The organism is Sphingomonas pollutisoli (genome assembly GCF_029167165.1).
Classification (GTDB): domain Bacteria; phylum Pseudomonadota; class Alphaproteobacteria; order Sphingomonadales; family Sphingomonadaceae; genus Sphingomonas; species Sphingomonas pollutisoli.
The window spans coordinates 22,547-42,640 of sequence record NZ_JARFNJ010000013.1 but is presented as its reverse complement, the minus strand read 5'-3'; the positions used below and the strand labels follow the sequence as shown (position 1 = coordinate 42,640).

General features: G+C 66.1%; 26 protein-coding genes and 1 pseudogene. 2 read left to right on the top strand and 25 right to left on the bottom strand.

All coding sequences use genetic code 11. The features are described 5' to 3' along the window. Positions 1–318: 318 nt before the first annotated feature. Positions 319–537: a hypothetical protein gene (locus PX554_RS21770; protein WP_037447303.1), complete on the top strand. Its 219-nt coding sequence runs from the start codon at positions 319–321 to the stop codon at positions 535–537. A gap of 177 nt (positions 538–714) precedes the next feature. Here the strand turns inward: PX554_RS21770 and PX554_RS21765 are convergent, their stop codons facing one another. From PX554_RS21765 to PX554_RS21665, 21 genes are all read right to left on the bottom strand, one after another. After that, a complete protein-coding gene (locus tag PX554_RS21765) occupies positions 715–1,338 on the bottom strand; it encodes a hypothetical protein (protein WP_275504549.1) in 624 nt (207 codons plus the stop codon). 556 nt (positions 1,339–1,894) lie between these two features. Further along, positions 1,895–2,062, bottom strand: coding sequence for a hypothetical protein (locus PX554_RS21760; protein WP_275504548.1), 168 nt, complete (start codon positions 2,060–2,062; stop codon positions 1,895–1,897). Positions 2,063–2,647: 585 nt separating this feature from the next. Next, positions 2,648–3,640 (bottom strand): SLOG family protein, encoded by a 993-nt coding sequence (locus PX554_RS21755; protein WP_037447491.1) that lies wholly within the window; start codon positions 3,638–3,640, stop codon positions 2,648–2,650. A gap of 572 nt (positions 3,641–4,212) precedes the next feature. Continuing rightward, a complete protein-coding gene (locus PX554_RS21750) occupies positions 4,213–4,686 on the bottom strand; it encodes a hypothetical protein (RefSeq protein WP_275504547.1) in 474 nt (157 codons plus the stop codon). A gap of 138 nt (positions 4,687–4,824) precedes the next feature. Beyond that, the gene (locus PX554_RS21745; protein WP_010409121.1) at positions 4,825–5,163 is read right to left on the bottom strand and encodes a single-stranded DNA-binding protein; all 339 of its coding nucleotides are present in this window, start codon (positions 5,161–5,163) and stop codon (positions 4,825–4,827) included. Between the two features lie 688 nt (positions 5,164–5,851). Then, positions 5,852–6,259 carry a hypothetical protein gene (locus PX554_RS21740; RefSeq protein ID WP_035386729.1) on the bottom strand — a complete coding sequence of 136 codons (408 nt, stop codon included), beginning with the start codon at positions 6,257–6,259 and terminating at the stop codon, positions 5,852–5,854. Next, positions 6,234–6,545 (bottom strand): prevent-host-death family protein, encoded by a 312-nt coding sequence (locus PX554_RS21735; RefSeq protein ID WP_016510718.1) that lies wholly within the window; start codon positions 6,543–6,545, stop codon positions 6,234–6,236. The genes PX554_RS21740 and PX554_RS21735 overlap by 26 nt, the downstream gene beginning before the upstream one ends. Before the next feature lie 139 nt (positions 6,546–6,684). After that, on the bottom strand, positions 6,685–7,161 hold the full coding sequence (locus PX554_RS21730) for a DUF736 domain-containing protein (protein ID WP_037447318.1): 477 nt from the start codon (positions 7,159–7,161) through the stop codon (positions 6,685–6,687). 180 nt (positions 7,162–7,341) lie between these two features. Beyond that, positions 7,342–7,794, bottom strand: coding sequence for a hypothetical protein (locus tag PX554_RS21725; protein WP_275504546.1), 453 nt, complete (start codon positions 7,792–7,794; stop codon positions 7,342–7,344). A gap of 321 nt (positions 7,795–8,115) precedes the next feature. After that, entirely contained in the window at positions 8,116–8,637 is a 522-nt protein-coding gene (locus PX554_RS21720) for a DUF736 domain-containing protein (RefSeq protein ID WP_275504545.1), read from the bottom strand. Positions 8,638–8,802: 165 nt separating this feature from the next. Next, positions 8,803–9,330: a hypothetical protein gene (locus tag PX554_RS21715; RefSeq protein WP_275504544.1), complete on the bottom strand. Its 528-nt coding sequence runs from the start codon at positions 9,328–9,330 to the stop codon at positions 8,803–8,805. A gap of 113 nt (positions 9,331–9,443) precedes the next feature. Continuing rightward, positions 9,444–9,962, bottom strand: coding sequence for a hypothetical protein (locus PX554_RS21710; RefSeq protein ID WP_016510723.1), 519 nt, complete (start codon positions 9,960–9,962; stop codon positions 9,444–9,446). Between the two features lie 22 nt (positions 9,963–9,984). After that, positions 9,985–10,242, bottom strand: a complete 258-nt coding sequence (locus PX554_RS21705; RefSeq protein WP_275504543.1) for a hypothetical protein — start codon at positions 10,240–10,242, stop codon at positions 9,985–9,987. 29 nt (positions 10,243–10,271) lie between these two features. Further along, positions 10,272–12,092, bottom strand: a complete 1,821-nt coding sequence (locus tag PX554_RS21700) for a reverse transcriptase domain-containing protein (protein WP_231729953.1) — start codon at positions 12,090–12,092, stop codon at positions 10,272–10,274. An 827-nt stretch (positions 12,093–12,919) separates the two neighbouring features. Then, complete coding sequence (locus PX554_RS21695) at positions 12,920–13,114, bottom strand: hypothetical protein (protein WP_010409103.1); 195 nt, start codon at positions 13,112–13,114, stop codon at positions 12,920–12,922. Next, complete coding sequence (locus PX554_RS21690) at positions 13,111–13,659, bottom strand: hypothetical protein (RefSeq protein ID WP_035386550.1); 549 nt, start codon at positions 13,657–13,659, stop codon at positions 13,111–13,113. The genes PX554_RS21695 and PX554_RS21690 overlap by 4 nt, the downstream gene beginning before the upstream one ends. Before the next feature lie 22 nt (positions 13,660–13,681). Then, positions 13,682–14,803, bottom strand: a complete 1,122-nt coding sequence (locus PX554_RS21685) for a phosphoadenosine phosphosulfate reductase domain-containing protein (protein WP_016510250.1) — start codon at positions 14,801–14,803, stop codon at positions 13,682–13,684. Positions 14,804–14,809: 6 nt separating this feature from the next. Further along, a complete protein-coding gene (locus tag PX554_RS21680) occupies positions 14,810–15,526 on the bottom strand; it encodes a hypothetical protein (RefSeq protein ID WP_016510269.1) in 717 nt (238 codons plus the stop codon). A 45-nt stretch (positions 15,527–15,571) separates the two neighbouring features. Next, positions 15,572–16,081 (bottom strand): hypothetical protein, encoded by a 510-nt coding sequence (locus tag PX554_RS21675; RefSeq protein ID WP_275504542.1) that lies wholly within the window; start codon positions 16,079–16,081, stop codon positions 15,572–15,574. A 64-nt stretch (positions 16,082–16,145) separates the two neighbouring features. Then, positions 16,146–16,460 (bottom strand): hypothetical protein, encoded by a 315-nt coding sequence (locus tag PX554_RS21670; protein ID WP_024310662.1) that lies wholly within the window; start codon positions 16,458–16,460, stop codon positions 16,146–16,148. A gap of 16 nt (positions 16,461–16,476) precedes the next feature. Further along, the gene (locus PX554_RS21665; protein ID WP_275504541.1) at positions 16,477–16,770 is read right to left on the bottom strand and encodes a hypothetical protein; all 294 of its coding nucleotides are present in this window, start codon (positions 16,768–16,770) and stop codon (positions 16,477–16,479) included. Between the two features lie 127 nt (positions 16,771–16,897). Between PX554_RS21665 and PX554_RS21660 the strand changes: the two genes are divergently transcribed. After that, a complete protein-coding gene (locus PX554_RS21660) occupies positions 16,898–17,146 on the top strand; it encodes a hypothetical protein (protein ID WP_035386549.1) in 249 nt (82 codons plus the stop codon). On the opposite strand, the gene PX554_RS21655 is transcribed toward PX554_RS21660, so the two are convergent. The 4 genes and pseudogenes from PX554_RS21655 to PX554_RS21640 form a co-directional block, all read right to left on the bottom strand. Then, positions 17,134–17,964 (bottom strand): Mom family adenine methylcarbamoylation protein, encoded by an 831-nt coding sequence (locus tag PX554_RS21655; protein ID WP_338061619.1) that lies wholly within the window; start codon positions 17,962–17,964, stop codon positions 17,134–17,136. The genes PX554_RS21660 and PX554_RS21655 overlap by 13 nt on opposite strands. Next, complete coding sequence (locus PX554_RS21650) at positions 17,961–18,965, bottom strand: deazapurine DNA modification protein DpdA family protein (RefSeq protein ID WP_275504540.1); 1,005 nt, start codon at positions 18,963–18,965, stop codon at positions 17,961–17,963. Before PX554_RS21650 ends, PX554_RS21655 begins: the two co-directional genes overlap by 4 nt. A 50-nt stretch (positions 18,966–19,015) precedes the next feature. Continuing rightward, positions 19,016–19,375 (bottom strand): DUF3768 domain-containing protein, encoded by a 360-nt coding sequence (locus tag PX554_RS21645; protein ID WP_242201752.1) that lies wholly within the window; start codon positions 19,373–19,375, stop codon positions 19,016–19,018. A 43-nt stretch (positions 19,376–19,418) separates the two neighbouring features. Then, positions 19,419–20,048: pseudogene (locus PX554_RS21640) on the bottom strand (hypothetical protein); the annotation flags it as partial. Positions 20,049–20,094: the final 46 nt, after the last annotated feature.

Genomic DNA, 20,094 nt, shown 5'->3' with positions numbered 1-20,094 from the left:
GCGGCGTGCCGCGTACGGTGTGCAAATCCTTAGGGACTGTCGCGGTGGTGGTGGCATCATGGCTGGATGTCCGATCATTGGACCGGACTCCGGGAGGGAAAGCGCCGCAGGCAGGCGATCATCGGGCAGGACCGAAGGGGGTTGGGCGGAGCAATCCCGCCCCACGACGGACCTGGCCGCAGGTCAGTGTCCGTCGCCCCATGCTGGTCCGGTAAAACCGGACCAGCGAGCGAGTATGGTTGTCGCTATTGTGCAGCTGGGTAGGTGCTGGCATCGTACAACATGGAGGCTGGTTCACGATCAGAAAAGGCATGTCGAATGGCACGGAGTATCGAGCAGGAACGGGCGCAGCTTGAGGCCGATGAACAGCGGCTCAACGAGCGTCGCAAGCAACTCGCCGATCGCGAGCGATCGGGGTTGTTGAAGGAGGTTGAGAAGTCGGGGCTGATGAAGGCCGATCCAGCCCAGTTCAGCGCCATCATCGGGGCGATCAAGAAGCTCGGGATCGACGAGACCGTGAAGCGCCTGACCGCGTAGCGGGTCAGCGCAGGAGCGGGCTCAAGCCCATCAAGCAAAAAAGGGGAGCAGCCGTAAGGCGCTCCCCTTTTCAATGCCTGGCCGAAGCTGGCGATGCTTCGGTCCATTGAGGCAAAAGAATGGGGAGCATCGAGGCGAAGCCCGATGCCCCCCGACGCGATGGTGACTGGAGGGAGGCTATCCCCAGACCATGCGTATCTCGTCACTGGTAGCGACCTGAGCCGCGAGCGAGTCGAACCGCTCGAGGTAACGGCCATCATTGAGGTGGCCTAGATCGCGGCGGACGTAAGGCTGACCCAGAGTATCGCGCAATTCGGTAATGGGTATGCTGCCGCGATTGTCGTCGGCAAGCCGGAGCGCGTCGAGGACGCGATAGGCGTTGCCGTTGGCGAGGTTGATCTCCGATGCGCCGTCGGGCGTGGTGGCGACGTGCATGGTGATCGTGCGGGTTGCATCGTCGCGCCAGAAGCGGACGTTGAGTCCACGAAACTGGGCTTCCTCGACAACGGAGATGACACCAACGTCGTGATCGAAGATCGCGCAGATTGATGCGAGCGACCAGGGGCACACGCGGGCTTCGAACGAGCACGACACCAGGGGGTCATCGTCCTCGTCTTCGAGAAGCTGGCCACGCTCCCGGGCGAAGGCGCGGAACGCGGCGAGCTGGCGGGCGGTGATGACGGCGGGCGCGGCATCGGCTTTCCGATCGACGCTGAGGAAGAAGGTGATCGACATGGTCTGTCTCCCATTGGAACCATCATCCCCGGTTCCCCTCCCCTTCCGATCCGTCAGGATCGGCATGGCCGATCACGGGGTCATGGGTCGGTCCGCAGGACCGGGTGCCCGAGCGATGCGTAGCTGGTGCTCGCAATGCGCAGGCATTGCGGCACCGCGAGCGAGCCGGGCATTGGTCGGACTGCGCCGGTCGATGCGTAGCGAGCGCGACACGCGCAGGCGTGGCCGCGATGCGAGCGAGACGGGCGCGGTCGATAAGCGGGTGCGATCGGCACGAGCGAGGCGTAGCGAACCGGCGATCCGAAGGGATCGTTGTGAAGCGAGCGAGCCGTGCCGGTCAGCCCATACTCGATCGCATCGGCACGGCGCGATGCGCAGCGGCAGCGCAGGCGATGCGACGGCATCGCCGCGCCCGCCAGCGAGCCGTGCCGATGCCGCAGTCGAGACGCCGGCTGAGCCGCGACGGTCGATGCGTAGCGAGCGTGACACGCGCAGGCGTGGCCGCGATGCGAGCGAGGCGATGCGACGGAGTGACAGATCGATCCCGGCACCGGCGAGGCGTAGCAGGCAGTGGCAATGCGACGGCATTGCCCTGCCGCGAGCGAGCCGTACCGATCCTCCGTCAGGGATCGACCGCGTCAATTTCGATCAGGCGTGCGGTGTCGGTCCACGAGATGATCTCATAGTCGTCCGACATGTGGGTGTAGTGGCCACTGCGAACCTCGCCGATCGTCGCGCATGTTCCGTCCGCCCAGAGTGCGTAGTCGTCGTTCGGGGTGGGGTCGGTCATGTCATTCTCCTTTTGCTGACGCGAACCGTCCGGCATGCGGTGTTCAGGGCGGTTGATGCCGTTGACCGGGAAGCCGTGGCGAGCGCAGCGAAGGCAGGGATCCCGGTCAACGCTCGAGAGCGGGGGAGCCGATTTTGTGCTGGCGGTCCGCTGAGCGGAGCGATTGCGGACGGGCAGCGCAAAATTTGGGGGACCGCGAAGTCTCGACGGCCCGTGATACCCGCATGCCATTCTGTAGTGAGGCGAGCAAAGGATAGCCCTTTCGGGGTCGCACCGGGGTTTTCCAAGGGTCGCATCGGCCGAGGCGTAGCGCGCTGGTCATCGCACTCAGCGATGACCGCTAAGCGAGCGAGGCGATGCGACGGAGCGACAGATCGATCCCGGCACCGGCGAGGCGTGGCAGGCAGCGGCAATGCGACGGCATTGCCCTGCCGCGAGCGAGCCGTGTCGATCCGGCAACGCGGTGCGATCGACCGCAAGGTCAGTCCCACGCGGCGCGATGGGGCTCGATGCCCCGGAGCGCCGCCCAGGGCGACGTAAAAAAGGGGAAGGACTCCGGTTTCCCGGAGCCCTTCCGTGAGTGCGTCAGGCGCGACGGCCGCGCTGGCTGGGCTGCACCGGCGCCTGTCCGTCCTTGCGGAAGACGTGGAGCGGTACGCCGGCGGTTCGCAGCTTGCGCGCGAAGTCGATCTGGACGCCCGATCCTTCGCAGACGATCGCTTCGACGGGACGCAGCGAGGCGATGCGGTCGTTGCGCAGGAACCCGCCCCGGTTGCCGTGGCGCTTGTCGAGGAACATGCGCACCAGCTTGACCTCGCGCGAGGCCGCCCACGACGCTGCGATGGCGTCGGCACCCTTGTTCATGGCGGTGGTCATCAGGACCATCGACGGGATGCGACGCTTGATCTGGTCGAGGCGTTCGAAGAGCTGCTCGTGGTCGTGCCATTCCATGCCGCCCGAGAAGGCGACAATCGGGCCGCTCGGGTTGTGCTCGTCCCGACGCTTTGCCGCGCGTGCCGCCAGATAGTCGGCACCGTCGATCATCGAGGCGGTCAGCTTGGACGACACCCTGCTGCCGCGGACGGTCGAGAAGGGCCGTCCGGTCTCGACGCGATACACGTTCCCGGCGTGGTCCCGCATGCAGCGCATCGCCTCGGCGCAATTCTCGAGGGTCTGGCAGAGCAGCTGGGTTTCTTCGAGTTCCACCGCGTAGATCTCCGAGGGGTCGTAGCTGCGCACCAGGTCGCCCAGCTTCTTGGCGGCGTCATCCTCCCGCCCCTCGATGCGCTTGGCCACCATGTGGAAGCTGTTGACGAAACCCCATGCGAGATCGGCGGCGAATTCTTCCATGCGGGTGTCGCGGAACACGTCGAACATCGTCGCCAGCATCTGCTCGACGGCGTGCGCGGCCTGCTCCGGGTCGGGCATGTCCAGCTTCTCGGCTTCGCTGACGATGGAAAGCTTGGCCATCTCGCTCGCCTCGATGAACGCCCCCTGATAGGTCTCGGTGGTGTCCTCGTCGGCGCGGCGCTCGTTGATCGCGCGGCCCATGTCGTTGAAGTTGCTGTACTTGGTCATGATAGCCTCCATGAGTTGAAAATCTCACCTTCTCTCGGTGAGGAATCTCATCCGGCATGCGGCGGTCAGGGCGGTCAGGGACGTTAACCGGGAAGCCGCGGCCCGCAGGGTCGCGGACCCCGGTTAACGCTCGCGCGCGGGGGAGCCGATTTTCTCGTGCCCTGGAGGCGGAGCGAAGCGGAGGCGGAAGGGTGCGTGAAAATTGGGGGGACCGCGCGTCCTTGACGGCCCGCCAACCCCGCATGCCAGACTTCCTCATCACAGAGAGAGAAAATATTATGTTGTGGTGGGCACGCCGGGTCGGACCGAGCACGGGCGGCGGTGATGCGCCGCCAGGCGCAGCGCCGCAAAGGCAGCGCCAGTGAGCCCGGGAGGGCGAGCCAGCTGCCGCCGCCCGCGCGCAGGACGCCCGGCGCCGGCATAGGGATCGTCACCCGCAGGGCGGAGACCCCGCCAGGGGGCTCCGTGAGGCCCGCCAGGGCCGAATAGAGCCCGGTCCCGCCCACAAGGCGGGACGCCCCGCCCTGCCCCTCTACGGCCGTCCCACAGCCAGCACAGCAGGACCAGCAGGATCAGTCCCATTCATACTCGCCACCGTCATCCCCGGCATCGTAATCCGGCATCTCCTGGATTCCCGGGTCGTCTGGATCGCGGTTGGCATCGGGGTCCTCGCCGTGCGGGTCGGTCTGGATATCCGGTTCGGTTGCGAACCGGATATCTTCACCGATCCGGTCAGCAATGTCCGGCTCGACCGCCCTGTCATCGTCTAGCCAGCAGGAACGCGGACACTGGAGCAGTTGGTGACCAAGATGGACGAAGGGCTGGCCGTTCATCAGGATGGGTCGCTCGGCGAGACGCCGGCAGGGTTCATTGCGACGGTTGCGGAAGCCGCACGGCACCGCCAGCGGGGCGAGCGCGACGGCATTGCCGTCGTGGTCGCCGCCGGCGGGTGCCGGCTCGTCGACCCGAGCGACCGGGTCCGGTGCCGCAGGTATCGGCTCGGGCGCGAACGGGTCGCCGTCGAACATGTCGCGCTGGACGGTCATGGTGCCGGACCTTTCAGGTGAGCGCGCGCTGGCGCAAGGCCGCGGTGCGAAGCACCGTGGGCGAGGCGTCCTGCGCGGGCGATGATGAAGCATGCGCGAAGGGCGACGCCCGCAGACGCCGCCCGGTTCGCTGGCCGGTCAGTAGAACTCGGCGCGATCGGCGATGATCTCGCAGCCGTAGCGGTCGTTGCCGTCGCTGTCCTGCCAGCGGGTGTAGTGCAGGCGTCCCTCGATGGCGATGAGGTCGCCCTTCTTGCGGTTGCCGGCGATCGCCTTGGCGAGGCCGTTGAAGCAGGTGACCTTGTGGTATTCGGTCTCCTTGACGGTGAAGCCGTCGTCGCCTTTGTAGGTGTGGCCGTCCTTGTTGAGCTTCGGGCGATCGGTCGCCACGAAGATGGTCGCGACGCTGGTGGCGCGATTGACTTCGCGCAGTTCGGGGGTGCGGGTCAGGCGGCCGACGAGGTTCACGTTGTTCATGGCATTGCCTCCTTGGGTTGGTCGGCGGTCCGTCCGCCGGTGTCACCTGAAGGGCGTCGCGGTTCGGGGCGTCGCACCGGAGGGCGAGCTGGGCCGGCGCGCAGGCGGCGGGCCTGGTCGACCGGAGGGGAACCCCTTTTGCAGGGGTGGTGCGGGCAGCCGCGCGAAGCGCGGCAACACGGCCCTGCCAAAGGGGTTGCGAGGCCCCGGGGCGCGGCGCAGGTGACACGAAACGGCGGATGGGCCGTCGATCAGCCCAAGGTTCCCGCAGGCATTGCCATGGACAAACCTCGTGAACCGCTCATGTCGGTCGCCTGACCCGTACCCCCGAACGACCCGGCGCGAAGGCAGGCGTGCCGCCAGCGTCGCTCGCTGACCGACGTGGTGCCGCTCCGAAGCTCGACAAGGACGGCCGCGCCCGGGCGACGACGCACCGGCAAGGAGACCGGATGCCGCAAGGTCGCCCGACGGCCGACCCTCGCCAGGGCGATCGCCGGCAACCGCATCGGACCTGGGCGTCCTCATCGCCATCGGGGTTAAACGCCTGCCGATACCCGCTGGCAGGACAGCGACGGCTTTACGCGCCGCCCGGCTGCGAGATCATCGCCGATTGTGATGATCTATCCGTCCGGTCAGCGAATCGGGCGGCGTCTGCGGGCGTCGTCCTTCGGGTTGGCGTAACCAACGGTCAGCGTCGATCGGTTACCCGGACGGCGCTTGCCTGGACGGCACGAACGATCTTCTGAAAATACGTCGGGGGGCACCGCCCATAAATGAAGCTGCCGGTCCTCAGGTCGATGACATCATGGCCGCGCCAGTCGAAATCGTTGACGTCGTTGACGACGACGTGGCTTTCGCCGGCGCGCGGCAGGCCCATAGCCTTGGCGACCGGATCGGGTATCCGGTCGCTGCGAGAGGATCGCGCCTCCCCCTTCGTCGTGATGGGTACGACCGCGACGCCTCTGGCATCTGACGCGATTACCAGAACCGGGCGTTCCTTGACGCCCTCGTCACGACCGGCAGCCGCTTCATGGGCAAACAGATAGATGTAGTTGATGACATCGCCGGGTTCAGGCGGCGGTGTCGACGCGCTCACGCTCCCACCGATCGTCGGCGAGTTCGGCTTCTGTCGGGAGCGAGGCTTCAAGACGGGCCGCGAAGTCATCCGGGAATGTCCCTTCGGTATAGACCCGGCGATTGCCGTGGATCGCGCGAAGCGCAGCTTCGGCGCGGTCGAGGTAATCGGCGCTGACGACGGCGGCGAAGCGCCGGTTGCGCTTGGTCAGGATGACCGGCGCGAGCTGGCTCTTGTCGACGTAGACGCCCGGGGTCTTGTGGAAATCGGTGAGATTGACGGTCTCGTCACTGGCGGTAGCAGCCATCAGTGCCTCCTGTGGATCACGCGCATTATACGCGGTATGCGCGGAATAGCCAGAAACGACAACAGGGACCGCTTCGGTGATGAAGCGATCCCCGTCGGGGTGGCGACACGGGCGACGCATCAGCGCCGCCCGATGCCGGTCAGACCGTTTCGTCGACCGGCGCGGTGCTGGCGCCCAGACCGTCGCCGGTGTCATCGCCGGCGCCCGAGGTCGCCACGTCACGGCCATCGGCGGTGAAGGGCAGCGCGGGTTCGCCGTCATCCGCCTTGACGCCCAGCGCGGCACCGACGTCGCGGCGCTTCTGGGCGCGCTGCCACACGACGTTGTACGAGCCGTCGTCTTGGCGGAAGGCCGAGACCTGCAGCGGCGCGGCGAGCGACGGATCGTCGATGCGGCCGTTGAGGAACGCCTCGCCGGTGTTGTTCGAGGTGAGTTCGAAGAACGCCCCGACCTGCACCCACGTCCGGCCCGGGGTAAGCGCGTGGATCTCGTAGCGCGGGGCGCGCGGGTTGGACGACTGGACCGGCTTGAGCGCAATCGTCATCGCGACCGCGAGGGTGGAAATGCGGCCCATGAAAATGCCCGCGTCGTTCTGCTTGATCTGACCGATGTTCATGACGTGTCTCCTGTGATGTCGTGCTGGACCCCATGTCCTCGACACCGATCTTCAATCCTCCTCCCCTCCCCGGCCCTTCGGCCGGGCAGGGCGCGATGAGCGCCCCTCACCGACCGCGTCTTCACGCGGACGGTGGATCGTGCGGGACGCGGACCGGGCCTGATTGGGAGGTTGTCAACTTCAGGAGTTGGTTGGGACGATCGTCAGTACGGGCGGTTCGAACGATCCGAGGGCGAAATGCTTCAAGATCGCCTCATAGGAGCCGAGTTCGCGGGCTTCTTCCTCGCTGATGAGCGTTTTGCCGTCACCGGTCGCGTTGAAGGAGTGTCGTGGCCCTTCGCCGACCCAGATAATGGTTTCAGGGTTGAATGACCCGGCTGATCCGTCGGTCCAGCACACGAAAGGGAGATCGTTGGTGCAGCAGAATTCCCCGATCTCGTCGACATCTCCGATTGTCACATCGTGCGCCCGCATTCGGAGATGCTCGCCGGATTTGATGTCGTCGTCGGAGAGTGCTTCGCCCTCCCACTCAAGAGTGAGGCCCGAGGCATTCGCCAGTTCGATGAGTTTGGGAACTTGGTCGGCGGGCAGATTTCCCCCGATCGTAATTGAGACGGAGACGCGGTCGGCCATGTCGGGACCTCGTGATGAAGTGGACGTGCCGGTCCCGCGAGCGGTGTCATCACCATTCGCCCGGCTATCCATTCATCACCCCCTTCCCTTGAGCGTGGCCCAGGTTCGAACTGCGATATCCTGTGCTTATACGGCGATAAAGCGAAGGAATAGCTAAATTATCGATCCGATACGGTGTTGAATCGGGACTGGAGCCCATGAAGCAAAAAAAGGGCGACGCCGTGTGCCGGCGTCGCCCCGAGTTTCGGCGTGCGGGAGCGAAAGGGGGCGCGCCCGTGCGCCATGCGGTGCCGTGAGGGAGTGCACGGCACCGGGGGTGGATCAGGCGTCCTCGGCGACGCGCTGGCGGCGACCGCGGCCCTTGCCGACCGGCTCCTCGACCGGGGCGGTGGTTTCGCCCAGTCCGGTGTCGGTGGCGGCCGCATCGGGGCCGGGACCGTTGTCGACCGGGCCGCCATCGGCGCCGAACGGCGGCGACAGATCGTCATCCGCCTTGACGCCGAGCGCGGCACCGACGTCGCGGCGCTTCTGCGCGCGCTGCCAGACGACGTTGTACGAGCCGTCGTCCTGGCGGAAGGCCGAGACCTGCAGCGGCGCGGCGAGCGACGGATCGTCGATGCGACCGTTGAGGAACGCCTCGCTGGTGTTGTTCGAGGTGAGTTCGAAGAACGCCCCGACCTGCACCCACGTCCGGCCCGGGGTGAGCGCGTGGATCTCGTAGCGCGGCGCGCGCGGGTTGGACGACTGGACGGGCTTCAGTGCGATCGTCATCGCGACGGCGAGTGTGGAAATGCGGCCCATGAAAATGCCCGCGTCGTTCTGCTTGATCTGACCGATGTTCATCGTAACGTCTCCTGATGTCGTGCTGGACCCGATGTCCTCGACACCGATCTTCAATCCTCCTCCCCTCCCCGGCCCTTCGGCCGGGCAGGGCGCGATGAGCGCCCCTCACCGACCGCGTCTTCACGCGGACGGTGGATCGTGCGGGACGCGGACCGGGCCTGCCGATCATCGGCCGATCTTGTCGGTCAGGGCGGTGCCGATATCGGCGTGTGCCGCGGCGAGCGCGCCGATCGCGCGGCTGACGACGTCGGTCGCCTCGTCGCTCGGATCGATGCACCAGCATTTGCCGGCGTGGCGGATGTCGATCAGCCGGTCGGATTTGTTGTCGATCCCGAAGGTGTAGCCGTGACGCTGGTCTAAGCCGGCGACGGTGACGTCGGTCGTTTTGGCCTTGATCGTGACGACGGGCGCGACCGCGGGGGTCAGCAGCACGGGATCGCGCGGCGTTTGCGCCTGTGGGACCAGCGCGGGTGCGGGCGGCTTGCCGAGCGACGGCATCTTCGGGATCGGCACGAGGCCGTTCACGGCGTCCTGCGCCATGTCGGCCGCCATCGCGGTCGCCATGAAGATGGCGGTGCGCGCCAGATCCTGGGCGATGGCCTCGCGGTGCGGCTCGGTCAGCGTGGGGAGGAGGTGGCAGAGTTTGGTGTCGAGCGCGAAGGCGACGGGCTCGGCGTTTGGATCGATGCACATGATCGTGACCTTTCGGCAAAATGCCCGGACCCCATGTCCAGGATGCCGATCCGGTCCCTCTCTCCTTCCGGCGCAGCCGGTGCCGGCATCGTCGCGAGGCGATGCCGTGCCGTTCAGCGAGGCGGTCGCGGATGTCGCATGAGGCGCTTCCGGGCGGCCGACAGATGATCGATCGAGCGTTGCAGGAAGAAGGCGTGCGCGCTGTCGGATTCGAGTGTCCCCAACCGGCGTTCGAGCGCCGTGATACGGTGGTCGATCGCATCGATCGTCAGCATGATATCGTCGAACGAGAGCGCGACGACGGTCTGCGGATAGGGATAGGGCAGCGCCGGCGCGACGAAGGCGAGGAAATGCGGCTGCACGGGCAGGTGGTGTAGCAGGGCGATCGCGACCGCGCGGCGGATCTGGCAGGCGTCGTGAACGAGTTCCGTCAGTAGCGTGTCCATCGCCATCGGGCGGACAATCCTCAGCGCGCCGGGGTCGAGGGTAACGGCGATCGGATCGGTCGAGGCAAGGCCGATCACGCCTTCCGACAGGATGGCGAGAACGTCTCCTTTCTCGATGCAGGGACCGTCATCGAGACAGGCGTCATGCGCGGCCTCGCTGGTGTCGAAATAATGGACGCGATACATGGGCTGGTCCCTTTCTGCTGGGTCAGGAATATTCCGGGCGACGTGCGGGAAACCGCGTGGGCGGGAGGCCGGAGAAGCTGAAGGCGCGGAAGCGTCCGCCGGTGTAGGCAGCCGAATCCACCGGCGGGCGATGCCGCTGCAGGCGCTCGAGCAGCCGGTTGGCGCGGCGCATCGCCGCGATCGCGGCCTCGTCGTGGTAATGGAGGGCGATCACGCGGACGAAGGTGCCGGTGTCGTACCGTAGGGTAGGCAGGGTGGCGTCTACGAGAGAACACCCCACTGCCCCCCTCCGAACCGGACGTGCAACTTTCACTGCATCCGGCTCTCCGCTCCGGGCACTGTAGAACGAAAGTCCGGCAGCTTCCCTGCATGAAGGAGTTGATGACAGGGCGCGCAAAGCGGCCTCGTCTTCCGGGCCCGTTCGGCGTGAAGCCTCCGGAACACCGGCCCATCCCTCATGCGACGCACGGGGTTGCTGTGGTGAAGATGGAACGGTCCATCGGTGCCGCCACATGCGGAGCATGCTTGGGCGAGCACTCGGTCAGTCAGGTTGGTCCTGCTTAACCGAAGAGCTTCCGTGCGAGGCGTGTTGTCGACCGACGGCCAGAACACCGGCCTACGATCGAGTTCCGCCAGTCGCCAAACCGCGATCCTCCTCTCATCCCTCCCAACGCCGATACGCACTACGTACCTGCCCGGGCCAACCCTGAGGCGCCGGAGCGAAGCCATTAGGCTTGTCCGATGCTTGTGCGCGAGCGTCTTGAACAGACTACCGCGCCAGAGAAACTCGAGCTTGTTGAGTGCGCCTTTCACATCCACGGCCAAGGCATAGTAATTTGCAAAGCCGCGAAGTTCGGCGTTGTAGACCTTGACGATCTCCGCATCATCCATGTGAAGCAGGCCCGGACGGTGCACAGCCCGTCCCAAGTCGAACTGACCATAGCCGTGCCTCTGGCTGAACGATTGCACCTTGTCGCGCGGGACCAGCAACTGAATTTGATCCGTCACCGTCCGCTTGACTGCGACGATGCCCGTCCGTGCCCGTTGTTTGACGAGCCGGTCGGACGCCGTGCGAGTGCGCACGTCGTAGCCAAGGAACCTTGCTCCCTTCCGAGCCTCGCGGATCCCGCTTTTCAACGGGGACGTTCGGAGCTCAAGCTCGCTCGCGAGGAAGCCCTCGATGGCGGCCTTGATCTCTTCGGCCTCGGCCCGGCTGCCGATAACCCCCAGAAGGAAGTCGTCGGCGTACCGGACGTAGCGAAGGCGTCGAAAGTCTGGATCGAACGGGTCCGTCGCGGGTAGCTTGCGCATCGCCGCGAGCGTCTCCTTTATTCGGTCCAGCCATGGTTGGATTTCATCAACCTGCCCTTTGTCACGCAGCGCAGCCACGCGCTTCCGGGCGTACTCGGAACGGCGCTGAAGGTGCCTGTATTCCGCCGATTTGCGACGTTGGGCACCCTTGTCGAAGCCAGCGACGAGCCCTTCCACATAATGGTCAAGCTCGTGCAGGTAGACGTTCGCGAGCAGAGGCGAGACGATGCCTCCTTGCGGCGTGCCACTATAGGTTTCGTGGAAACGCTGCTGCTCCAGATACCCTGCCTTCAGCATCGCACTGATGAGAGCGGTAAACCGCCTATCATCAATGCGACGTTCAAGCAGGCTCAACAATTTCTCGTGAGAGATGTTGTCGAAGTATCCTTCGACATCGACTTCGATCAGCCACTTCACGCCCTTCCATGTCTTGCGGACATGGTCGAGCGCCGTGTGACACGACCGCCCCCGTCGAAAGCCGTGTGACCGATCAGAGAAGATCGGTTCATAGACTTCGTTCAGGATCATCCTGACCACTTCCTGCACCAGTCGGTCGGTTGCAGTCGGGATGCCGAGCGGTCTTGTTTTACCGTTGGTCTTGGGGATGTGGACGCGCCTGACCGGCTGCGGGCGATACGTGCCCGCCGAGAGTTGCGCGATCACCGCATCGATCCGGCTTTCGTCGAGATCGGTTACGGCCTCACGGTCGATGCCGGGGGTCTCTGCCCCACGGTTCTGTTGGATGCGGCCCAAAGCTTCCACCCACAAGGAGCGGGATAGCAGCAGTCGGAACACACCGTTCACACGTTTGCCGGTCAAGGCAATCGTTCCAAGTGATTCCAGCCTTTTCAAGGCGGCACAGGGTTGCATCAGCAGACCTCCGCCCTGGTTCGATGCTGGATCGAAGCTGCCGCACTTCCCCCGCTCGGTTGCGCTTTCGCTCGGGTCACCCCGAACTTATACGGCCGACCGTCCCTCACCGAGGCAAGGGCTGTCCCGGCAATTACGCCGGGTGTTCGGGTAATATTGCGGCTCCGCCGCCATACAGGTCGATAACTCGACCAGCTACAGGCGGTCCCGTAGTTACGCGTGAAAGGAGATAAGCTAACGGTCTTAGGTGGCCTTTTCATCTCTAGTCCTCCGAAGGAGGTCACGCCGACAAGGTTGGCCGGTCAAGTCGATGGTACGGACTTGGCCGCTTCTCGGGTCCGAGCTGGTAGAGTGGACCCGACGCGTCGGTGCGGGGTTTCAGTCGCTTTCCTCGCCGCCAAGGGTTTAGGCCGCGAGAGATTGGGCTTCACGCAGTGTAGCGTTCACCATAACCGTCTTGCCCTGACCCGTTGCTTCAATGCGACTATTCACTTTGGGCCTTTTCCGAGCATGCTATGGTCCCGTTCTCCTTTCGAAGTTTCAGCCCGAGGGCACCGGTAAGCTCGGTGGGCAGATGCCATTGCCAACAAGCATCACGTCATCAGACGCACTCCTTTCTCGCGCCACAACGGCGCACACCATCCCCCTTCCTCGGGGCCGCCCCAGGCACGGTCGATTTCGTAGAAGGCGAGGATGCTGCGCATGGGGTCGGCTCCGGTTGTCACCGGGTCGGATGATCCTCCCGGTTCATAACAGCCGGTCCCCCTTCCCCTTCCTCAGACGTCCGGTGCTTCGTCGGGACGCTGGTGGCGCAGCGCACGCGCGAGCGCCCGCTTGCGGGCGGTCGCCGCGGCGCGCGACGGATAGGCGCCCGAGAGGCGAGAGGGGTGTGACAAGCTGTTGTCGAACACGACCCAGCCCGTTGCGGTATGGGCGACGTGCATCCCGTCGCTGCGCGAGGGGGTGGTCATGACGGGCGCGCCCGCCTGATCGCGGCCTCGGCGATGAGCTGGCCGGCAAGCGTGTTGCGATGCGACGCGATCCGGCTGTCGGGCGCAGCGACGACTTCGGCCGCGCGTGTCAGCAGCGCAGCGAGGTCAATGTCCGACATCGGCGCCGGGTTGGTCGCGGATCGCGCGGGTTCTTCCCCGGCCTTGTCGAGCATCAGCACGAGGATCGAGGGCTTGATCTCTTCGTCGAGCGGTCGACTGTCGGCGACGAACTTGCCGCCACGCGTGATCGCGAACGCGTTGAAGGTGGGTGATACCCCGTTATCGGCGTTGGGGATCGTGGTGCCGCGGTCGTGGAACTGGATGTCGATGAAGCGGGGCGGGCCACCATAAGTGGATTCGAGAAAGCAGAAGGTGACGCGGCGACCCTCGCTGGTCTTCGCCGTGATCGTGAACGCGCCGTCGGGCACGTCGATTGGTTTGTGCGGCACGTCGTTGTAGCCGGCGAAGCCCGCGGCGATCGCGTCGGCGCGCGTCATGACGGGGAGATCGGTGATATCGGGCATGATGAAAGCTCCTTGCTCTGGATCAGGCGGCACGCTTCAGCGCGATCAGGTCGGAAAAGCGGTCTCGCACCGCGCCGGCATTGGGATAGAGATCGGCGAGACCGTGCCGCGAGAGGATCGGTGCGCGGGACGCGGCGATGATGCCGGCCTCCTCGATGGTGGGAATGCGCGGCGGCCAGCCTTTGACGTAGCGCAGGTCGGGCGGCATCGCGGCTTCGAGCCGTCGCCGCTCGGCGGCATCGGCCTTGGCGAGGGAAATCCGGTTCCTCAAATTACCCGGTATGTGACGCGGTGCGACGTCGGCGAGCCAGCGTGCGGGCTGGAACGAGAAGGTTGAGGTCGCCTCGAGGCCGACCAGGTGGAGCAGCGCGGGACGGTTCGCCGGTGCCGAAGCCGATGCCTGGGCGTCGCCGAGCGATTGAAGGACGCAAAAGCGGCACGACAGTCGTGACGATTGGTAGCAGGTGTAGGCGACGTGCAGCGGGATGCCGAGCGTATCGTGCGCGGCGAAGACCTGCGGCGTCGTCCAGTGTGCGATCGGGTTCCACAGCATCATCGCGGTCCCGTGGGGATTGCCGGCGGCGGCGTAGCGGGTGTCCGCTTTCCATTCGGGGGTGCTCGCTCGCGCGATGCTCTCGTCGCGGCGCAGCCCCAGCACGTTGATGACAATCTGACCGCGCAGCAGCCGCGCCAGATGCGGCCCGATCACATGGGCCTTCATCTCCGACGTGCAAAAGCGCAGCGCGGAGGATGACCAGGGGCCGATCAGATTGTAGGTTTCGAGCGCCTCGTAGCGCGCCTTGCCGTTGGCGAAGCGCGTGGCCCAGCGGTCGAACAGGTCCCCGGCGCTGCGCCGGACGATCGTCAGCGGCACGCCGGCGCGGGTCGCGAGATCCTCGACCGTGGCGGGCGTTTCGTCCCACTCGGCGCGGCCGAGATCGGCGTGGATGGCGATGCGGCGTTCGCGCGGGTGGCCGAGCGCATCGAGGATCAGATTGACCGCGAACATCGCGGCCGAGCTGTCCTTGCCGCCCGAGAGGTTGAAGACGATCCACGCGCCGCGTTCGACCGCGTCGAGGATGGCGGGCGGCAGGGCGATGGCCGGAAGGCCGGCGACCAGGCCGCGTCCGATGTCGATGAACATGGGCCGTCAGGCCGCGAGCGGTGCCGGCAGCGCCAGCCACTCGGGTTCGTCGCTGGCGATGACCGGGTCGTGCGCGCGCGCCTCGGCTTCCGAGAACACGGTTGCGCTGGCGAGCGCCCCGAAGCCGTCGTCAGTGTTCCAGAAGGCAGCGTGTCCATCCTGATCGCGGGAGGCGAGAACGAAGCCGTATCGACCCTTATGGGCATCCGTGGCGGTATCGAGCGTGATGTTGCGCGCGGCGCGATCGAGGATGTTCTGGGTGCTGTGGAATGTCAGCCCCGCCTCGGTGATGAGGACGCAGCCGCCCCCGAACTCGCCGGGGCGCATCCTGTCGCAGTCGGAGATCCATGCGAACCCGCAGGGAAGCGCGGACTTGCAGACGATCCGGATCAGGCCGGCGACCGGCTCGATGCCGAATTGATCGCCCCAGAAGGTGGCGCGGCAATTGCCCGCGTCGTCCGGCTCGGTGATGTCGATCCGGCAGTCGAGGTACGGGAAAATCCAGTCATCGAACAGCGCTAGGAAGTTTTCGAACCGGCTCGCACCCTTGGGCGGGAACAGGCTGTGGAAGCGCGTGCCGAGGCTGTCATAGCCGAGCGCGAGATCGGCGTCGTCACCGTTGCTGTCGAGGATATCTACCGCCTGTTCGGCGGCGCGCAGCATGGCCGCTTCCTCGATCGTTACCGTCAGGGTGAACGCGGCCTTGGTGTAGGTATTCGCCATGGGATTGCTCCGAAATGGTGGGAAAATGGTGGCACGCGGTCGCGCTCAGGCGTCTGCGGCCTCGCCGAGACGCGCCAGCGCGGCCGCGGCCTCGGCGGGGTAAGCCTGGGTGAGATTGCCGTACAGGAACGCAAAATCCGGGATCGGGAAAACACCGTTCGGCCCGGGCCGGGTAATCAGCAGCGCGCTGATGACGGCATCGGCCGGATCGGCATGGACGATGGTAGGCGTCCCGCCGTTATACTCGACCGGCGCGGTGAAGCCCGCCTCGCGCCAGGTGGCGAGCCCCTCCTCGACGCGCGTCGCATAGTCGGCGACGGCCTCGTCGAGCTCGTTCTCGATGTGGAGGACGAGTTCGACATAGCGTCCGAAGTCGTGGGCGTTGGAGAGACCGGCGAGGCGGCATCCCGGGGGTGGCGGGCCGTAGCGTGCGATCAGCGCGGACTTGTAGACCGCGATTTCGAGGCGGTTGAGGCTGTCGAAGTCGGGCGACTGCCCGAGTTGCGCGCAGTCTTCCTCGGCGGGACCGGCACCGAGATCGATGAAATAAGGCATGGGGCTCTCCGTCGATCGTCATTGATCGACGCGCCCCATCCCCCTCCCCTTTCTTGTCGGGTGTTCAGTCGCCGAAGAAGCGGCGTTTGATGGCGATCTGCGCCTCGCCATCGGACTGGCCGAGGGTCATCAGCCGGTCGGTCTCGAGCGTGATCGCGAGATCGGAGGGAAGATCGGCCCAGCGCGACGCGATCGTGACGGCCGCGGCCGCTGTGGTCAGCTCGCCGGGGTGTGCGCCATGCCATGCGACGGTTTCGTCCTCGCCCTCGAGATGGGGGTGCGGGCGCAGGACCTGCACGAAGAACGTGGCGAGCGGGCGATCCCATCCGATGCTGACGCTGGTGCCGGGTTCGATGCCGGGAAACTGGTGGCGGCTCATGGCGGTCCTCTCAACGTCAGTGCAGCGAGATCCATTCGGCGTGCCAGGGGCGCGGGTGCGGGTAGAAACGAAGAACGCCGGGAACATCGGTTTCGCCGCTGGCGATGCGTTCTTCCAGCCAGAGGATGTAGAGCGCGGCATCGGCGAGATCGCCGGCGAGCAGATCGTCGAGCATCGCGGCCTCGCGTGACGTCTGTTCGTCGATCGCGGACCAGTCCAGCGCGTCTAGGAAACGGTCGCGTCGATCGGTGTAACGCGCGATGCGGGCAGCGTCGGCCCGGACGCTGGCGATGGCGAGATGGATATCCACGGGCGGTGCTCCTTCCGGCATGTCGGTGACATGCCGCCCGCTCCCGCTTCCCTCATGTGCGCGCCTTTCGGCGCGGGGCCGATGCCAAACCCCGGATGATCCGCTATGGCGGATTCGGGAGATCGCGATGAAGATGATGATGATCCTGCTCGGCCTGGCGATGGCGGCGGCGACGCCGGCACCGGCACAGGTCAATCCGCAGGTCGATCCGACCGTCATGACGGGCTGGGCCGGTGGAGCTGCCGCGCAGCAGCGGCTGCGTCAGCGTCAGGGCCTGGCGGGAAAGCGAACAGCGCGTCGGTGCAGTTATTACGCGCGTGATCCGAAGCTGCGCTGTCCGTCCAAACGACCCGCAAGACGTTCCTATCGGTACTGACCTGACAGTTGTTCGCGGATTGCCTCGCTGCGGCGCGGATAGGCAAGCCGGGGCAGATCGCGCGCGGTGCGGCGCGCGTCGCGCGTCAGTTCGAAGCAATAGGTGAACAGCGGGCTTTGCCGATGCGCCTGAAGCAGGTCGTCGGCGCGGAGCCGCGTCAGCCAGTCGGCGGTGTGTTCGTTTGTCTCCGGCCTCGGCGCACCGAGCCGGACCAGCTGATCGATCGCCCCGGCGTGGCCGGATTCGAGGTTGCGGATCTTCGACAGCGTTCGCTCCGAGATCGTCTCCCCGGCGATGCGCAGCACTGTCCGCGGCCTCGTGCGACCGCGATAGGCGCCCGACAATGCGGCATAGACGACGCCGCAATGGCCGAAGGCGGGGTCGGAGAAGCTGACGACGGCGTCGATCCCGGGCTTGGCGAGACGCAGGAGGCGGAAGGCGCGCGACGTGAAGAAACTCTCGCCGTTGGCGGCGACCGAGGGCAGGCAGATAAGCCGCTGCAGCACGCAGCCGCGAGCGGGATCGGCATAGCCGGTGTGCCGGGTGATGACCGCGCCGGTCGCCGGCACGCCAAACACGATGAGACCGACCAGCGCGGATCTGCCCGCGTCGCCGGGACCGAACAGTCCGCAGGCGAGCTGGGCGGCGGGATAGCGCGGGAGGTAATGATGGTCGGTGAGGAATGCGCGCGCGGTATCGTGGGCGACGACATCGACGGCATAGCGGCGCGGGTCGATGACGCTGTCCCCGGCAACGAACAGGCTGCGCCGGTCGCGCCAGCGCTGGGAGCGGTCGGTGAGCATGGTGATCTCCGTCATGCCGCGTCGGCGTAGATCTCGGCCGCCCAGGTCTCGATCCACCCTGTGGTGATCTCATCGTGATCGAGGTCGCCGCTTTCGATCAGGGCGCGGACTTCGGCGCGGGCCTGCGCGATCGCGCTTTCCCAGGGGTCGGCGGTTGGCGGTGGTGGAGCAGATGCCGCGGGCACGGGCAGGTGTCGCGCTGTGTCGAGCGTTCGCGCGCATTGCGTGCGATACCAATGTTCCATGAAGTCGGCGGCGAGCGCATCGGTCTTGGCGATGCGATGCCTGAGCGCGTGCTGCCGCACACCGATGCCCCATCCCTGGCTGTCGATCGAAGCGATCCAGCGGGCGAACGGGGTGAGGTATGGGAGCGCGGCGCCTTTCACCCCGAAGAGGTGCGCCTTGACGCCGATCGGCAGGATGCGCGTCAGGCGTTCGACGACGGCGATCAGCCCTTCGGGACCGTGGATCGGTCGCCGGCACATGCTGCCGATTCCGACCACGGTGCCGGGCAGGATCTGACCGCCGATCGCTTCGAGCGAACGGACATAGTCGTCGGGCACGCGGCCCTGCAGCACGGGCATCAGCCGGTCGCGGATGCCGAGGTCGCCGGCGCGGGCGAAGCATTCGCGGTTGGTGGCGGTGGTGCGCGCGATGCGGTCGAGCACCTCCTCGCGGTCGTGGGCGACGCCTTCTTCACAGCAGTAATCGGCCGACGAGATGCGCCGGAACGGCCATGACGCGGCGAGTGCCATGTAATCGGCGATGCTCCAGGGAAGTCCGCGATAGCGGACCATCATGGTGTAACCGGCGGAATCTAGGTCGACACTGGCGAGCGGTGCCGCATTGGCAAGCGTGCCGGTGCGCCATCCCGACCACTCGCGCCAGCCATCGGCCTTGCGCCAGCGTGACAGACAATTGGCCGAGATCAGCACCGGCGCTTGCAGCATGACCGCGCGCTGAAGGATAGGCCCGTTTGCGAGATGCGGCAGGCCGAGGATGATTTGTATCGCCATCGTCTAGCTGCCAGCTAGCGGATAGCTGGCGGTCATCCTGACAGCAGACATCACATATCCTCGTGCAGCATGAGCGTGAGAACGCGGCGCGTGATGCTGGCGTCGGCGGGGTCTTCCGATCCCCATTCCAGCGCCACGTCATAATAATCGATACGGAAGTGTATCGTCTCCCCCGACACTTCGAACTGGCCGCGATCTCGCTCGGGGCAGTCGGCCGGGAAAGTGTAGCGGCGCAGCGCCTGCAGGACATGCGCCTGAGCAACGGCTTCCGAGGCAAGTGTACCGTTCGACAGCGCGGCGAGGCACGCGCGCGTCATGACGATCTTCGCGGTGCGGTCGAACCCCTGGCGGCAACGGTCGTTGAGCCGGGCCACGGCTTCGAGGCGCGTTTCGGTGGCGGTCGAAATCATGTGATGATCCTCCGTTTGGTCGATAGCGATGGTGGCGGGGACTTCAGGCGGCGAGCGCGTCGCTTCGTCCCCGGCCTCGTTCGGGAAAGGCCGCATGGAAGCGGTCGAGCCAGTCGCCCATCGTCGGGCGCTCGCCGAGCGGGATGACGGCCGCGACATCCTGGAACCGGATGAGGTCGAGCGGCGCATCGCGGATGATCCGGTCGATCTCGTCAGCCGGCAGGAGGTGCTCGTCGCGGATGAAGGCGGTCATCGATCCCGGGCGCGCGCGGGTCGATCTGCGCCACAGGCCCTCGACCGTGTGCAGTCGCGGGGCGGCGCGTGCCTCGACCAGCACGATGAGTCGCAGGCACCATTGCGGGAGGCCGCGGATTTCGCTCGGATGGTTGGCGATGCACAGCCAGCACGCCGATTTGGGTGGCACCGGCAGACCCTCGGCCTGGATGCGGGCGACGCAGTCGGGCCGGTCCCATCGCCATTCGCGCAAGGGGTACTCGCAGTCGTACAGCGGATCGTCGATCGACAGCGCATGGTTGGCGCGCGCGGTGTCGCGCGGTCCGGCGTCATAGCCGATCAGGCGAACGACGCGCTGCCCGCGCGCCCAAGCGTCGACCGCTGGTTGCCAGGTCGACAGGAATTTGTCCTGCGGCGCCTTCTTGTATTTGAGACTGCATTAGGTCTGGGTCGACCTGTCTTATTGGCCTCCCAGAGCCCGCATT

What these genes read in the sequence shown, in the direction of transcription:
- PX554_RS21765 (WP_275504549.1), bottom strand. Translation starts at nt 1,338, where the DNA reads ATGCCGATCCTGACGGATCGGAAGGGGAGGGGAACCGGGGATGATGGT.
- PX554_RS21670 (WP_024310662.1), bottom strand. Translation starts at nt 16,460, where the DNA reads ATGAGCCGCCACCAGTTTCCCGGCATCGAACCCGGCACCAGCGTCAGC.
- PX554_RS21745 (WP_010409121.1), bottom strand. Translation starts at nt 5,163, where the DNA reads ATGAACAACGTGAACCTCGTCGGCCGCCTGACCCGCACCCCCGAACTG.
- PX554_RS21685 (WP_016510250.1), bottom strand. Translation starts at nt 14,803, where the DNA reads ATGTTCATCGACATCGGACGCGGCCTGGTCGCCGGCCTTCCGGCCATC.
- PX554_RS21735 (WP_016510718.1), bottom strand. Translation starts at nt 6,545, where the DNA reads ATGGCTGCTACCGCCAGTGACGAGACCGTCAATCTCACCGATTTCCAC.
- PX554_RS21760 (WP_275504548.1), bottom strand. Translation starts at nt 2,062, where the DNA reads ATGACCGACCCCACCCCGAACGACGACTACGCACTCTGGGCGGACGGA.
- PX554_RS21720 (WP_275504545.1), bottom strand. Translation starts at nt 8,637, where the DNA reads ATGAACATCGGTCAGATCAAGCAGAACGACGCGGGCATTTTCATGGGC.
- PX554_RS21715 (WP_275504544.1), bottom strand. Translation starts at nt 9,330, where the DNA reads ATGTGCATCGATCCAAACGCCGAGCCCGTCGCCTTCGCGCTCGACACC.
- PX554_RS21730 (WP_037447318.1), bottom strand. Translation starts at nt 7,161, where the DNA reads ATGAACATCGGTCAGATCAAGCAGAACGACGCGGGCATTTTCATGGGC.
- PX554_RS21725 (WP_275504546.1), bottom strand. Translation starts at nt 7,794, where the DNA reads ATGGCCGACCGCGTCTCCGTCTCAATTACGATCGGGGGAAATCTGCCC.
- PX554_RS21695 (WP_010409103.1), bottom strand. Translation starts at nt 13,114, where the DNA reads ATGACCACCCCCTCGCGCAGCGACGGGATGCACGTCGCCCATACCGCA.
- PX554_RS21680 (WP_016510269.1), bottom strand. Translation starts at nt 15,526, where the DNA reads ATGGCGAATACCTACACCAAGGCCGCGTTCACCCTGACGGTAACGATC.
- PX554_RS21690 (WP_035386550.1), bottom strand. Translation starts at nt 13,659, where the DNA reads ATGCCCGATATCACCGATCTCCCCGTCATGACGCGCGCCGACGCGATC.
- PX554_RS21660 (WP_035386549.1), top strand. Translation starts at nt 16,898, where the DNA reads ATGAAGATGATGATGATCCTGCTCGGCCTGGCGATGGCGGCGGCGACG.
- PX554_RS21645 (WP_242201752.1), bottom strand. Translation starts at nt 19,375, where the DNA reads ATGATTTCGACCGCCACCGAAACGCGCCTCGAAGCCGTGGCCCGGCTC.
- PX554_RS21710 (WP_016510723.1), bottom strand. Translation starts at nt 9,962, where the DNA reads ATGTATCGCGTCCATTATTTCGACACCAGCGAGGCCGCGCATGACGCC.
- PX554_RS21770 (WP_037447303.1), top strand. Translation starts at nt 319, where the DNA reads ATGGCACGGAGTATCGAGCAGGAACGGGCGCAGCTTGAGGCCGATGAA.
- PX554_RS21655 (WP_338061619.1), bottom strand. Translation starts at nt 17,964, where the DNA reads ATGACGGAGATCACCATGCTCACCGACCGCTCCCAGCGCTGGCGCGAC.
- PX554_RS21650 (WP_275504540.1), bottom strand. Translation starts at nt 18,965, where the DNA reads ATGGCGATACAAATCATCCTCGGCCTGCCGCATCTCGCAAACGGGCCT.
- PX554_RS21675 (WP_275504542.1), bottom strand. Translation starts at nt 16,081, where the DNA reads ATGCCTTATTTCATCGATCTCGGTGCCGGTCCCGCCGAGGAAGACTGC.
- PX554_RS21750 (WP_275504547.1), bottom strand. Translation starts at nt 4,686, where the DNA reads ATGACCGTCCAGCGCGACATGTTCGACGGCGACCCGTTCGCGCCCGAG.
- PX554_RS21755 (WP_037447491.1), bottom strand. Translation starts at nt 3,640, where the DNA reads ATGACCAAGTACAGCAACTTCAACGACATGGGCCGCGCGATCAACGAG.